Genomic DNA, 13,911 nt, shown 5'->3' on the forward strand with positions numbered 1-13,911 from the left:
CCGGCCGCCCTTCGCTTGTGTCGGCTACTGCTGCGGGGGCGCGGGCGGGTACGGCTGCCCGGGCTGTCCCTGCTGCGGGTAGGGCTGTCCGGGCTGCTGGGGCTGCTGCGGGTACGGCTGACCCTGCTGCGGATAGGGCTGGCCCGGCTGGGGGGCGTACGGGTGACCCGGCTGCTGAGGCTGCTGAGGGTACGGCTGCCCGGGCATGGACTGACCCGGCATCGGCGGGGCCGCCACCGGGGGCGGGTTGCCGTCGCTGGTCCACAGGCCGTGCATCTGCTGGTGGCGTACGAAGTCCTCGGCGACCATCGCCGCGAGGTTGAAGTACGACTCCCGCACCTTCGGCCGCATCATGTCGAGGTCGACCTCGGCACCGGCCGCGAGGTGTTCGTCGAAGGGCACGACGATGACTCCGCGGCAGCGCGTCTCGAAGTGGCTGACGATGTCGTCCACCTTGATCATCTTGCCGGTCTCGCGCACACCCGAGATGACGGTGAGGGACCTCGACACGAGATCCGCGTACCCGTGCGCCGACAGCCAGTCCAGCGTCGTACTCGCGCTGCTCGCACCGTCCACGGACGGCGTCGAGATGATGATGAGCTGGTCGGCGAGGTCGAGCACACCGCGCATGGCGGAGTAGAGCAGACCGGTACCGGAGTCCGTCAGGATCACCGGGTACTGCTTGCCCAGCACATCGAGGGCGCGCCGGTAGTCCTCGTCGTTGAAGGCCGTGGACACGGCCGGGTCGACGTCGTTGGCGATGATCTCGAGCCCGGACGGCGCCTGCGAGGTGAACCGGCGGATGTCCATGTACGAGTTGAGGTACGGGATCGCCTGGACGAGGTCACGGATGGTGGCCCCGGTCTCCCGCCGCACCCGGCGGCCGAGGGTACCGGCGTCCGGGTTGGCGTCGATGGCGAGGATCTTGTCCTGCCGCTCGGTGGCGAGGGTCGAGCCGAGGGCGGTGGTGGTCGTGGTCTTGCCGACGCCGCCCTTGAGGCTGATGACCGCGATGCGGTAGCAGGACAGCACGGGCGTGCGGATCAGCTCCAACTTCCGCTGCCGCTCGGCTTCTTCCTTCTTCCCACCGATCTTGAACCGGGACGGCTGGGCGGCGGGACGGCCGCTCTTCGCCTTCTGCTTCTTGTTGTTCAGCAGCCGGTCCGAGGACAGCTCCACGGCAGCGGTGTAACCGAGCGGCGCCGCACCGGGGTTGGTCATCTGCCGCTGGTCGTGCTGCATGGGCTGCGGCCAGGCGGTACCGGTGCGGGGGTCGATGGGGGGCTGCGGAGCCTGCGGCGCGAATCCCTGCGGAGCGGCTGCCGGGGGCTGGCCGTCGGGCTGGGCCTGTCCCTGCGGTACGCCCGGCTGAGGGTGAGGCTGGCCATCCTGCTGCGCGGGCGGCTGCGGGAAGCCGTAGCCACCGGGGGCGGGTGCCTGCGGGGCGTTCGGGGCACCGGGGTGCGGGAAGCCGTAGCCGGCCTGGGCGTTGGGGGCGGGGGCCGGGGCGCCGGGGGCGGGGGCCGGTTGGGCGTGCGGGGCTGAAGGGGTGCCGGCCGGGGGCTGTCCCTGCTGGGGGAAGCCGTAGCCCGCCTGAGGGTTGGGCGCGGGCGCTCCGCCGGGCTGCGGGAAGCCGTAACCGGCCGCTGCGGGGGGTGCGGTGGTTTGCGGGGCGTTGGGCGCGGGCGCCGGTTGGGCGTACGGAGTTGAGGGGGTGGGGGCCGGGGGCTGTCCCTGCTGGGGGAAGCCGTAGCCGCCCTGGGCGTTGGGGGTCGGGGGCTGGGGAGGGGTCGGCTGGGCAGCGCCGGGCTGGGGGAAGCCGTAGCCGGCCTGCGGGTTGGGTGCAGGGTTTTCCCCGGGTTGCGGGAAGCCGTAGCCGCCTTGGGCGTTGGGGTTGGGGTTGGGGTTGGGGGCCGGGGCTCCGGGCCGCGGGAAGCCGTAGCCCGCCTGCGGGTTGGGCGCGGGGATTCCGCCGGGTTGTGGGAAGCCGTAACCGTCCTGCGGGGCGGGGGTGGCGGGCGGCTGCTGGGCTGCCGGGGTGCCGGGCTGCGGTGCGACCGGGGCGGGTGCCGGGGGCGCGGGCGGCTGGTTCCAGGCGGCGGGCGCGGGCTGCGGGGCCTGCGGCTGGAAGGGCGGCTGCTGCTGCGGTACGGGTGGGTGGGCTTGCGCGGCCGTCGGCTGCGGGGCGGGTGCCGCCGGGGCCGGCTGCTCGGGCTGAGGCTGAACCTGCGCCGGCCACTGGGCCGCCGGGGCGGGAGCGGCGGGCTGGTACGACGGCGGCAGCGGCGGCATTCCTGCCTGCGGCGCCGGCGGGGGAGTCCAGGCGGGGGATGCGTCCTGCGGGGCCGTGTCCTCGGGCTCGGCGTCAGCCGGTACGGCGTCGGCGGGCTCGGGGCTCGCCGGTACGGCGTCGACGGGCTCCGCGGTCGCGGGTACGGCGTCCTCCGGCTCGGCCTCGGCAGGCGCCGCGTCCGAGAGCTCCGCGTTCTCCGGCTCGGCGTCGGTCGGCTCGGCGTCGGCGTCGGCGTCGGCGTCGGCGTCCTGAAGCGCGGCCTCCTCCGCCTCGGTCTCCTCGTCGGGACCGGCATCCTCCGGCTCGGTCACCGCGGGCTCCGGGTCCTCCACGTCGGCGTCGGTGTCCTCGGACAGCGAGGTGTCGTCAGCTGCGGGCTCCGTGTCCTCGGCGGTGACCTCCTCAGAGGCGCCCGGGAACGCCAGGACGTCGGCGTCCGTGTCGTCCTCCTCGGCCGTCCCGTCCGTCTCCGCGACGTCCTCGGCAGCCGGTTCGACCGCTTCCGCGAGGTCGTCGTCGGCCTCGGCCACTGCATCGGCACCCGGGGTGTCCGCCTCGGCATCCACCGACGGCTCCACGACGGCATCCTCGGCGGAGTCGTCGACAACGGGCTCGTCGGCAACAGAGGAAGCCCCGTCCGCCTCCTCGGCCACCGCAGCGCGCTCCGCGATCTCCCGCTTCAGCGAGGCCGCGGAGAACCGCATCGTGGCGCCGCTCTCCAGGCCACCGTTCCCGGACTCCGGCTCCTCGTCCGCCGCCGCAGGGGCAGGCGGAACTGCGGGTGCGGGGAGAGTGAAGCTCGTCGGGGGCGCGGCGGGTGGCGTTGCCGGGGCGGAGCCGGAGTCCGCGGTGGCCGGCGGAGTCACGGGCGTGGGCAGGGCGAAGCTCGACGGGGACGACGCGGGCGGTGACGCCGGAGCGCCCCACTGGGACTGGAACCCCGGAATGTTCGGCACGGCCGTCGGCGACCCGGCATCCGAGGCAGGCGACTCGGGCTGCGCGGCGTGCGGAGGCTGCGGCTCGAACCCGCTCCCTGCCGGAAGCCCGGGCACCGCACCCGGCCCCTCGTTCGACGGCGCGGGCGGCTGGAACGGCGCATCGGGAGCCGGGGCCGGAGCCGGCGGCGTGAATGGGGCCCCGGGACCGGAAGACGGCGGCGCCGGAGGCGTGAAAGGCGCCCCCGGACCAGCAGCGGGCGGAGTGAAAGGAGCACCAGGACCCGGCGCGGGCGGCGTGAAGGGAGCGCCCGGACCAGGCGCCGGAGGCGTGAACGGAGCCCCGGGCCCCGGAGCGGCACCCTGGGGACGCGAATGCGCGGGAGGCGTCAGCCCCGGCAGCGAGGAAGCGGACCAGTCCACGGGAGAGGGCGCGGCACCGGGCGTACCCGAAGCCGGCGTACCGGCCCCGGCCGAACCCGTCGTACCGGATGAACCGGCCGGCTCACCCGCACCTGACGATCCAGCCGTACCCGACGCGTTCCCCCCGTCGCCCGAACCCCCCGAAGCGTTCTGCGTGTACCAGGCAGGCGGCGCGTAGTCGATGGTGAACTCGCCCGTCATCTCGCTGGCGGACTCCGCGTCGGGCTGGTCATCGCCGGGTGTGGCCCAGCCCCCGCGGATCCCGTCCCGATCGCTGCTCACAATTCCTCCTGATGTGGTCGAGCACCCTCATACCGTGCTAGGGGCGACCTGTTTCTTGTCGTCTTCTCGTCGTCCGAAGTCGTTCGAGGTCGTCCGATCCACCGGCTCTCCCCCTGGAATATCGACGCCCGGTCCACGGGTTCTGGCGTCGCCCCCGGTACCAGCCTAATCACCACAAGCCCCGCCCCGGCAGGCCCGTCCACCCACGAGCGCTCGTCCACCGCGTCACAACCTGCCCAGAAGTGGCCTACACAGCTTTCGCATTCGTGACGAAAAAGGGCGATGTTCGTGAACGCCCCGAACACAAACGGAAGGTGACGGGAGGCGGACGCGCACCTTCCCGAAGCGCCTTACCGGGTAGGGCTGTTGGGGGAGGCGGCGGTCCACCCCGATCTCCGTCCGAAACCGGCCGACGGGCATAGTAGGGCCGATCCGATCATCGAAACGGTCATCGATCCGGTCACCATCCCGCCAGAAACAGAAGGGGCTCTTTCGCGTGAGCTTCGGCCCGCCTCCCTCGATCTACACCCAATCCGCACTCTCGGCCGACACCGCCCGCAGGCGCCGCCGCCGTACGACGCTGCTGTGCGCCGTGGCGATCGTCGCGGCGGTCGCGCTGGGCGGAGGCGGCTGGCTCCTCGCGTCCGGGGACGGTGACGCCCCCGCCGGCGCCGAGCAGGCCGTCGCGCAGAGCCCGGACGACATCAGGGAGACGACCGAGACGGTCCCCGCCTCGCCCGAGGGCCGGCTGATGATCGAGCACGACGAGGAGAAACTCTCCAAGACCAACGACGCCGCCCCCCGCTACGCGCCCGGCACCTGGGCCACCGACAAGGTCATGGTCAAGGGCGTCGCCGACCGTCTCGAGGGCTACAACATCGCCCTCGACGCCGACGAGAAGGCCTGGAGCCTCAAGCTGGCCGGCCATATCTGCGCCACCAGCAGACATGTCACCGCGGACGGCCGTACCGCCGTCGTCATCCAGCCTCCGCAGCCCAAGGGCTCGGAGAAGGAGGGCGTCTGCGACCAGGTGGTGTTCTTCGACCTCGACACCGGCAAGAAGCTGTGGCAGAAGAAGATGCCCGCGGCGAACTCCGCCTACGTCACCAACACCAACCTCACGCTCACGAAGGGCGTCGTCGCCGTGGCCTGGGGGCAGGGTTCCGTGGCGTACGACATGAAGTCCGGCAAGCAGCTGTGGAACAGCAGCCTCGGCTCCAAGTGCCAGGACAAGGCCTTCGCCGGCGGCCGCGCCCTGCTGTCCCTGCTCAGCTGCGGATCACTGCCCGACGTCACCTTCCAGGTGCAGAAGCTGGACCCGCGCACGGGCAAGGTGCGGTGGACGTACCGCGTCGCCAGCGGGGTCCAGACCGTCTACCTGCCGTCGTCCGATCCGCCGGTGCTTGCCGTCGCGGCGGGGGACAGCGAGGTGACCGACCTGATCTCGCTCGACAGTGCGGGCAAGCGCCGTACGACCATCGCCCTGAACGGCTACGAGGCGAAGTGCGGCGAGCGGTACTTCGGACTGTCGTTCTTCGGCGAGTACGAGGCCTGCGACGGCCTGGTCGTCGGGCGCGACCAGGCCTTCGTCACCAGCAAGGAGAACATCGCCACCAACCAGCCGTCGGACTGGATCGTGGCGTTCGACCTGGTGACGGGCAAGACGGCCGGCAAGTTCGACGGGCGCGAGCTGCAGAAGGTCTATCCGCTGCGGATGAGCGGCGACGACCTCCTGATCTACCGGTGCGGTGCGGGCTCCGTGGCCCCGGCCGCCGTGGTGCGCTGGAACCCGAGGACGGACAAGGAGACCCCGCTCCTCCTCTTCACGCTTCCGGAGGACGACGACGGCGAGCTCAGCGACCCGGAGCAGTCGGACATCCTCTACGAACAGGGCCGGGTCTTCTTCGGGAAGCGGGAACTGGTCGCCGACGACAAGTACCCGACCGACCCGGTGCTGATGGCCCTCGCCGTCGGGGGCGCCGGACTGAAGCACTGAGGGAGCGAAGAGGGGCGGCACGCGTGCGTGCCGCCCCTCACCGTCACTCCGCCTCTTGCGGCGCCGGCTCGATGTCGAACTCCCCGTCCCGCGCACCCAGCACGAACGCCCGCCACTCCGCCTCCGTGTACCGCAGCACGGTGTCCGGTTCCAGCGAGGACCGCATGGCCACGGCACCCTCGGGCAGGTACGCGATCTCGACCCGCTCCTCGTGCTCCTCGGTGCCCGGCGCGCTGTGCCACTCGACGCCCGAGATGTCGAGGGCGTAGAGCTCGTCCCGCTCCCGCTCCTTGCGCGCCCTGATCTGCTCTGCCGTCTCCGCCATGTCCCGGCGACCCCTTCCCGACGTCGTACGACCACGATCCGAGCGCTCACCCTAGTGGCCCCCTGCGTCCCATCTGGGTGCTTCCGGAACCGGGGCGAAGGCCCCCACCTTTGCCTGGTACCCTGAGTGACGGCCGTTCGTGTACGCACCCCCGGAGCCCTTGGCTCTGGAGGCCGCGCCCAGCGGATCCCCGCCTTCCGAGTAACGGAAGCTCCCCCGAGACATAGACCGGGGGCACTCGGTGGCCATTTTCAGACTACGAGGAGTTTCGAGTGCCGCTCGATGCCGCAGTGAAGAAGCAGCTCATCGCCGAGTTCGGTCAGAAGGAAGGCGACACCGGCTCCCCCGAGGTCCAGGTCGCCATGCTCTCGCGCCGGATCTCGGACCTGACCGAGCACCTCAAGACCCACAAGCACGACCACCACTCCCGCCGTGGTCTGCTGATCCTGGTCGGTCAGCGCCGCCGCCTTCTCCAGTACCTGGCGAAGAAGGACATCCAGCGCTTCCGCGCGCTGGTCGACCGCCTCGGCATCCGCCGCGGTGCGGCGGGCGCCAAGTAAGACGTCATGAGGGAGCGGTTCCCGAAACGAGTCGGGGGCCGCTCCCTTTGCCGTACGTGCGGAAACGTGCGGAGTGTCACACCTACTTTGTAGTGTGGTAGCACAACGCAGTACCACGAGGAGAAGTGCACCTCGCCGCCGCCGGTCCTCGGTAGTGGCTCCCGGGCAATGCGAACCCGGGTGCTTCGATCGAAGACCGGCCCGCAACAGACGGAGCGCTTCTCCACCCATGTCCCCCCGCCACACGGGCGGGTCGGGACAAAAGACGAAAAGTAATGGAGAAACGCTAGTGGAGAACGAGACCCACTACGCCGAGGCCGTCATCGACAACGGCTCCTTCGGCACCCGCACCATCCGCTTCGAGACGGGCCGCCTGGCCAAGCAGGCCGCCGGCTCCGCCGTGGCGTACCTGGACGACGACACCATGGTGCTGTCGGCCACCACCGCCTCCAAGAACCCCAAGGACCAGCTCGACTTCTTCCCCCTCACGGTGGACGTCGAGGAGCGGATGTACGCCGCCGGCAAGATCCCCGGCAGCTTCTTCCGCCGTGAGGGCCGTCCCTCCGAGGACGCCATCCTCACCTGTCGTCTGATCGACCGCCCGCTGCGCCCGTCCTTCAAGAAGGGCCTGCGCAACGAGATCCAGGTCGTCGCCACGATCATGGCGCTCAACCCCGACCACCTGTACGACGTCGTGGCGATCAACGCCGCCTCCGCGTCCACGCAGCTGGCCGGTCTGCCCTTCTCCGGCCCGATCGGCGGCGTCCGCGTCGCGCTGATCAACGGCCAGTGGGTCGCCTTCCCGACGCACACCGAGCTCGAGGACGCCGTCTTCGACATGGTCGTGGCGGGCCGCGCCCTGGAGGACGGCGACGTCGCGATCATGATGGTCGAGGCCGAGGCCACCGAGAAGACCATCCAGCTGGTCCAGGGCGGCGCCGAGGCGCCGACCGAGGAGGTCGTCGCCGCCGGTCTGGACGCCGCGAAGCCCTTCATCAAGGTGCTCTGCAAGGCCCAGGCCGACCTCGCCGCGAAGGCCGCCAAGCCCACCGGCGAGTTCCCGGTCTTCCTCGACTACCAGGACGACGTCCTGGAGGCGCTGTCCGCCGCCGTCCGCCCGGAGCTCGCCTCCGCGCTGACGATCGCGGGCAAGCAGGAGCGCGAGTCCGAGCTGGACCGGGTCAAGGCGCTCGCCGCCGAGAAGCTCCTGCCGGAGTTCGAGGGCCGCGAGAAGGAGATCTCCGCCGCGTACCGCTCCCTGACCAAGCAGCTCGTCCGCGAGCGCGTGATCAAGGAGAAGAAGCGCATCGACGGCCGTGGCGTGACGGACATCCGTACGCTCGCCGCCGAGGTCGAGGCCATCCCGCGCGTGCACGGCTCCGCGGTGTTCGAGCGTGGCGAGACCCAGATCCTGGGCGTCACCACCCTCAACATGCTCCGTATGGAGCAGCAGCTGGACACCCTCTCCCCGGTGACCCGCAAGCGCTACATGCACAACTACAACTTCCCGCCGTACTCCACCGGCGAGACCGGCCGCGTCGGCTCCCCGAAGCGCCGCGAGATCGGCCACGGCGCCCTCGCCGAGCGCGCCCTGGTCCCGGTCCTGCCGACGCGCGAGGAGTTCCCCTACGCGATCCGCCAGGTCTCCGAGGCGCTGAGCTCCAACGGCTCGACGTCCATGGGCTCGGTCTGCGCCTCCACCATGTCGCTGCTGAACGCCGGTGTGCCCCTCAAGGCCCCGGTCGCCGGTATCGCCATGGGTCTGATCTCCCAGGAGATCGAGGGCGAGACGCACTACGTCACCCTCACCGACATCCTCGGTGCGGAGGACGCCTTCGGCGACATGGACTTCAAGGTCGCCGGCACCAAGGAGTTCGTGACCGCCCTCCAGCTGGACACCAAGCTGGACGGCATCCCGGCCTCCGTCCTGGCCGCGGCCCTCAAGCAGGCCCGTGACGCCCGCCTCCACATCCTCGACGTGATGATGGAAGCGATCGACACGCCGGACGAGATGTCCCCCAACGCCCCGCGGATCATCACCGTCAAGATCCCCGTGGACAAGATCGGTGAGGTCATCGGCCCGAAGGGCAAGATGATCAACCAGATCCAGGAGGACACCGGCGCCGACATCACGATCGAGGACGACGGCACCATCTACATCGGTGCCCAGCAGGGCTCGCAGGCCGAGGCCGCGCGCGCCACGATCAACTCGATCGCCAACCCGACCATGCCGGAGGTCGGCGAGCGCTACCTGGGTACGGTCGTCAAGACCACCACCTTCGGTGCGTTCGTGTCGCTGCTCCCGGGCAAGGACGGTCTGCTGCACATCTCGCAGATCCGCAAGCTCGCCGGCGGCAAGCGCGTGGAGAACGTCGAGGACGTCGTGGCCGTGGGCTCCAAGGTCCAGGTCGAGATCGCCGAGATCGACTCCCGCGGCAAGCTCTCCCTGATCCCGGTCATCGAGGGCGAAGAGAACGATGAGAAGAAGGACGACACCGACAAGTGACGTCGAGTAGCTCACCGGCGACGGCCCGCACCTCTTCGGAGGCGCGGGCCGTCGCCCGTACCCAAACCCTCGTCAAGGGCGCGAACGGCATCGGCACGGTCCGTAAGACCACCCTCCCGGGCGGCCTGCGCATCGTCACCGAGACGCTGCCCTCGGTCCGCTCCGCCACCTTCGGCATCTGGGCCCACGTCGGCTCCCGCGACGAGACCCCGGCCCTGAACGGCGCCACGCACTACCTGGAGCACCTGCTCTTCAAGGGCACCACGCGCAGGTCGGCGCTGGACATCTCCTCGGCGATCGACGCGGTCGGCGGCGAGATGAACGCGTTCACGGCGAAGGAGTACACGTGCTACTACGCGCGCGTGCTCGACACCGACCTGCCGCTCGCCATCGACGTCGTCTGCGACATGCTCACGGGCTCGCTGATCCTCGAGGAGGACGTCAACGTCGAGCGGGGCGCGATCCTCGAAGAGATCGCCATGACCGAGGACGACCCGGGCGACTGCGTGCACGACCTGTTCGCGCACACCATGTTCGGAGACAACCCCCTCGGCCGCCCGGTCCTCGGCACGGTCGACACCGTCAACGCCCTCACCGCCGACCGCATCCGCCGCTTCTACAAGAAGCACTACGACCCGACACACCTGGTCGTGGCGGCCGCGGGCAACATCGACCACAACAAGGTCGTACGACAGGTCCGCGCGGCCTTCGAGAAGGCGGGCGCCCTCAAGAACACCGACGCCACGCCCATCGCCCCGCGCGAGGGCAAGCGCGCCCTGCGCACCGCGGGCCGCGTCGAGCTGCTCGGCCGCAAGACCGAGCAGGCGCACGTCGTCCTCGGCATGCCGGGCCTGGCCCGTACGGACGAGCGTCGCTGGTCGCTGGGTGTGCTGAACACCGCGCTGGGCGGCGGCATGTCCTCCCGGCTCTTCCAGGAGGTCCGCGAGAAGCGCGGCCTGGCCTACAGCGTGTACTCGTACACCTCGGGCTTCGCCGACTGCGGCCTGTTCGGCGTGTACGCGGGCTGTCGGCCCTCGCAGGTCCATGACGTGCTCAAGATCTGCCGCGACGAACTCGACCACGTCGCCGAGCACGGCCTGACCGACGACGAGATCGCCCGCGCCATCGGCCAGCTCCGCGGCTCCACCGTCCTCGGCCTGGAGGACACCGGCGCGCTCATGAACCGCATCGGCAAGAGTGAGCTGTGCTGGGGCGAGCAGATGTCCGTCGACGACATGCTGGCCCGGATAGCGTCGGTCACCCCGGACGACGTCCGCGCGGTCGCCCGCGACATCCTGGGACAGCGGCCCTCGCTGTCGGTCATCGGCCCGCTCAAGGACAAGCAGGCGTCACGTCTGCACGAGGCCGTGGCCTAACCCAGTCCGAACTCCGAGACTCCGGAACCCGGTTAAGGAAGCAAGAAGATGAGCAAGCTGCGCGTGGCGGTCCTCGGTGCCAAGGGCCGGATCGGCTCCGAGGCGGTGCGGGCCGTGGAGGCCGCCGAGGACATGGAGCTGGTCGCCGCCCTGAGCCGGGGCGACAAGCTGGAGACGCTGGCCGAGACCGGCGCCCAGGTCGCCGTCGAACTGACCACGCCCGACTCGGTGATGGCCAACCTCGAGTACTGCGTCGGCCACGGTATCCACGCCGTCGTCGGTACGACGGGCTGGACCGACGAGCGCCTCGCGCAGCTGAACGGCTGGCTGGCCGCCTCCCCGGAGACGGGCGTCCTCATCGCGCCCAACTTCTCCATCGGGGCCGTCCTCAACATGAAGTTCGCGCAGATCGCCGCGCCCTGGTTCGAGTCGGTGGAGGTCGTCGAACTCCACCACCCGAAGAAGGTCGACGCCCCGAGCGGTACGGCCACGCGCACGGCTCAGCTCATCGCCTCGGCCCGCGCCGCGGCGGGCACGGCGCCGGCGCCGGACGCCACGGAGACGGGCCTGGACGGCGCGCGCGGCGCGGACGTCGACGGGGTTCCCGTCCACTCCGTGCGTCTGCGCGGTCTGCTGGCCCACCAGGAGGTCCTGCTGGGCGGCGAGGGCGAGACGTTGACCATCCGCCACGACTCGCTCCACCACAGCAGTTTCATGCCGGGCATCCTGCTGGGCGCCCGCCGCGTGGTCACCACCCCTGGCGTCACCTTCGGCCTGGAACACTTCCTGGACCTGAGCTGATGCGCGCCAAGCTGTCCTACGCCATAACGGCCGCCGTCCTGGTCTTCTACTTCGTCCTGGTCGGCAGCCGCGGCGTCATGCTCATCCAGACCGGCACGCTCCTCACCGTCACCTTCGGTGTGGCGGTGCTGATCCTGCCGGTCATCGGCGTGTGGTTCCTGTGGAAGAACACCGAGTTCGTCCGTAAGGCCAACCAGCTCGCCGCCGAACTCGACGCCGAGGGCGGCCTGCCCCTCGACGAGTTGCAGCGCACCCCCAGCGGCCGGATCGACCGCGACTCGGCCGACGAGGTCTTCGCCAAGCGCAAGGCAGAGACGGAGGCGTCGCCCAACGACTGGCGCAGCTGGTTCCGCCTCGCCGTCGCCTACCACGACGCCCGCGACACCCCACGCGCCCGCAAGGCAATGCAGCGCGCGATCGCCCTGCACGAGGGAAGGCCGGTCCAGGCCTGACCGACGTACACGGAAGGGGTCGGCCCGCAGCAGCTGCGGACCGGCCCCTTCGACGTCTCTGCGGGTGACTCAGCCCCGCTGGTACTCCGCGCCCCACGCCTCCACCGAGTCGGCAGCCCGGTCGAACGCCTCGGGGCGTGCCAGGAAGTCCGCGTTGTGCGTGGTCAGCACCGGCACCGTGTCCCCGGCCGCCCGGTCATGGCGTACGACGGTCAGCGCCTGTCCCTGCACCGTCCGCGGCAGCCCCAGCCAGCGCACCGGCTGCTGCACCGTCCGTACGGCGACGACCTTGTCCCAGCGCGTCGTACGCGTGAGGAAGAACCCCACCTGACGCACTCCGCGGGCGCTCACCCACACCCCCATGCGCAGCAGCCGCAGCGCGACGGCGATGACGGCCAGCGCGATTCCGAAGACCACACCGCCCTCGGACGCGGAGCCGGTGAGGGCGATGATGACCGCCGCGAACAGCACGTACGAGGCGAGCAGCAACAGCAGCGCCGCCGCACCCACCCGATAGGGGCCGGGCCGGTAGGGACGCCGCCAGTGCTCGCGGTCGTCGAAGGGCAGCGCGACGTCGTCGGCTGTCTCGAATACGCGGTCGGCCGTCAGGAAGGGCAGGGGCACGACTGGTCCTCACTCAATCCATGCGGTGGGCTGTGCCCGGTGAGGCTATCCGCCGGTGTCTCCTGGATCCACCCTTGGGGGTCCGGATGAGTCAGTGTCCCTGGGACGCCTGTGACTCCTGCGTCGATGTGCGGGAGTGATCGAGCGTCAGCGCCGGCATCCCGAGAATCAGGGACCCCACCAGCGCGGCGACGATGGTGACGCCGAGGAGCCAGCTCCCGGCTATCTGCCCCGCGGAGGACTTCTGACGGGGTGGGGGAGTGACATTGCTGCGGAACCTGTCGGCCTCGGCGACGAAGGCGAACGGGACGGGCTCACGCCGACGGAACATCGGGGAGACGCTCCTCTCAAGCTCGAATAAGTGACTGTTGTTGATACAGACGCACGAGTGCCACAAAAGGTGCCCTGATGCCCCGAATTCACAGAACTTCACCGAAGATGTCGCGTCCCGGCACCGAACGCCCCGATGTCAGTGCCGGGCCGTAGAGTGGGCGCCGCCCGAGAGAAGTGATGGAAGGACCCTCCGAGCCGTGACCGACACCCCCGCCGACGACCTCAAGCCCAGCTTCCGCAGCGACGTCACCGTCGAGCTGGTCAAGCACACCGCGGCCGACTCAGACGTCCTGTGGGCCGCCCGCGTCTCCACCGCCGGCGAACAGTCCCTGGAGGAGCTGCAGAAGGACCCCGAGCGCTCCAAGGGCCTCATCAACTACCTGATGAGAGACCGGCACGGCAGCCCCTTCGAGCACAACTCGATGACCTTCTTCATCAGCGCCCCGATCCTCGTCTTCCGCGAGTTCATGCGGCACCGCGTGGGCTGGTCGTACAACGAGGAGTCCGGCCGCTACAGGGAGCTCGAACCGGTCTTCTACGTCCCCGGCGCGGACCGCAAGCTCGTCCAGGAGGGCCGCCCCGGCAAGTACGTCTTCGTCGAGGGCACCGAGGAACAGCAGCAGCTGGTCACGCGCACGATGGAGGACTCCTACCGACAGGCGTACGAGGCCTACCAGGAGATGCTCGCCGCCGGCGTCGCCCGCGAGGTCGCCCGCGCCGTCCTCCCCGTCGGCCTGTTCTCCTCGATGTACGCCACGTGCAACGCGCGCTCCCTGATGCACTTCCTCGGCCTGCGCACCCAGCACGAACTGGCGAAGGTCCCGTCGTTCCCGCAGCGGGAGATCGAGATGGTCGGCGAGAAGATGGAGGCGGAGTGGGCCAAGCTCATGCCGCTCACCTACGCGGCCTTCAATGCGAACGGCCGTGTGGCGCCGTAACGCACCCGCGTTCTCCCTCCGGGCACAGATGTACGGGTCAGCCGTGCGAAGTGTCCGTATTGCGGCA

General features: G+C 70.4%; 11 protein-coding genes and 1 pseudogene. 7 read left to right on the top strand and 5 right to left on the bottom strand.

Features of this window, described 5'->3' with window-relative positions; all coding sequences use genetic code 11:
• Positions 1-24: 24 nt before the first annotated feature.
• Entirely contained in the window at positions 25-3,249 is a 3,225-nt protein-coding gene (locus OHU89_RS35625) for an AAA family ATPase (protein ID WP_405654793.1), read from the bottom strand.
• A gap of 603 nt (positions 3,250-3,852) precedes the next feature.
• Positions 3,853-3,933: pseudogene (locus OHU89_RS35630) on the bottom strand (SCO5717 family growth-regulating ATPase); the annotation flags it as partial.
• Positions 3,934-4,429: 496 nt separating this feature from the next.
• Here OHU89_RS35630 and OHU89_RS35635 point away from each other — a divergent pair.
• On the top strand, positions 4,430-5,929 hold the full coding sequence (locus tag OHU89_RS35635) for a PQQ-binding-like beta-propeller repeat protein (protein WP_405649087.1): 1,500 nt from the start codon (positions 4,430-4,432) through the stop codon (positions 5,927-5,929).
• Positions 5,930-5,972: 43 nt separating this feature from the next.
• Here the strand turns inward: OHU89_RS35635 and OHU89_RS35640 are convergent, their stop codons facing one another.
• Positions 5,973-6,254, bottom strand: a complete 282-nt coding sequence (locus OHU89_RS35640; protein ID WP_405649089.1) for a DUF397 domain-containing protein — start codon at positions 6,252-6,254, stop codon at positions 5,973-5,975.
• Positions 6,255-6,526: 272 nt separating this feature from the next.
• Here OHU89_RS35640 and rpsO point away from each other — a divergent pair, with 272 nt between their 5' ends.
• The 5 genes from rpsO (at position 6,527) to OHU89_RS35665 (ending at position 11,949) form a co-directional block, all read left to right on the top strand.
• Positions 6,527-6,814: a 30S ribosomal protein S15 gene (gene rpsO / locus OHU89_RS35645; protein WP_046263478.1), complete on the top strand. Its 288-nt coding sequence runs from the start codon at positions 6,527-6,529 to the stop codon at positions 6,812-6,814.
• Positions 6,815-7,103: 289 nt separating this feature from the next.
• On the top strand, positions 7,104-9,320 hold the full coding sequence (locus OHU89_RS35650; RefSeq protein WP_405649090.1) for a polyribonucleotide nucleotidyltransferase: 2,217 nt from the start codon (positions 7,104-7,106) through the stop codon (positions 9,318-9,320).
• Positions 9,317-10,696 (top strand): M16 family metallopeptidase, encoded by a 1,380-nt coding sequence (locus OHU89_RS35655; protein ID WP_405649092.1) that lies wholly within the window; start codon positions 9,317-9,319, stop codon positions 10,694-10,696. Before OHU89_RS35650 ends, OHU89_RS35655 begins: the two co-directional genes overlap by 4 nt.
• Before the next feature lie 48 nt (positions 10,697-10,744).
• Positions 10,745-11,497, top strand: a complete 753-nt coding sequence (gene dapB / locus OHU89_RS35660) for a 4-hydroxy-tetrahydrodipicolinate reductase (RefSeq protein WP_405649094.1) — start codon at positions 10,745-10,747, stop codon at positions 11,495-11,497.
• Positions 11,497-11,949, top strand: a complete 453-nt coding sequence (locus OHU89_RS35665; RefSeq protein ID WP_405649095.1) for a hypothetical protein — start codon at positions 11,497-11,499, stop codon at positions 11,947-11,949. Before dapB ends, OHU89_RS35665 begins: the two co-directional genes overlap by 1 nt.
• A 69-nt stretch (positions 11,950-12,018) precedes the next feature.
• Here the strand turns inward: OHU89_RS35665 and OHU89_RS35670 are convergent, their stop codons facing one another.
• Positions 12,019-12,573, bottom strand: coding sequence for a hypothetical protein (locus OHU89_RS35670; protein ID WP_405649096.1), 555 nt, complete (start codon positions 12,571-12,573; stop codon positions 12,019-12,021).
• 91 nt (positions 12,574-12,664) lie between these two features.
• The gene (locus OHU89_RS35675; RefSeq protein ID WP_266887297.1) at positions 12,665-12,904 is read right to left on the bottom strand and encodes a hypothetical protein; all 240 of its coding nucleotides are present in this window, start codon (positions 12,902-12,904) and stop codon (positions 12,665-12,667) included.
• 199 nt (positions 12,905-13,103) lie between these two features.
• On the opposite strand from OHU89_RS35675, the gene thyX reads away from it, so the two are divergent.
• Complete coding sequence (gene thyX / locus OHU89_RS35680) at positions 13,104-13,844, top strand: FAD-dependent thymidylate synthase (protein WP_266887295.1); 741 nt, start codon at positions 13,104-13,106, stop codon at positions 13,842-13,844.
• Positions 13,845-13,911: the final 67 nt, after the last annotated feature.

The organism is Streptomyces sp. NBC_00019, from assembly GCF_045041015.1.
GTDB lineage: Bacteria > Actinomycetota > Actinomycetes > Streptomycetales > Streptomycetaceae > Streptomyces.

What these genes read in the sequence shown, in the direction of transcription:
- OHU89_RS35640 (WP_405649089.1), bottom strand. Translation starts at nt 6,254, where the DNA reads ATGGCGGAGACGGCAGAGCAGATCAGGGCGCGCAAGGAGCGGGAGCGG.
- dapB (WP_405649094.1), top strand. Translation starts at nt 10,745, where the DNA reads ATGAGCAAGCTGCGCGTGGCGGTCCTCGGTGCCAAGGGCCGGATCGGC.
- OHU89_RS35675 (WP_266887297.1), bottom strand. Translation starts at nt 12,904, where the DNA reads ATGTTCCGTCGGCGTGAGCCCGTCCCGTTCGCCTTCGTCGCCGAGGCC.
- OHU89_RS35665 (WP_405649095.1), top strand. Translation starts at nt 11,497, where the DNA reads ATGCGCGCCAAGCTGTCCTACGCCATAACGGCCGCCGTCCTGGTCTTC.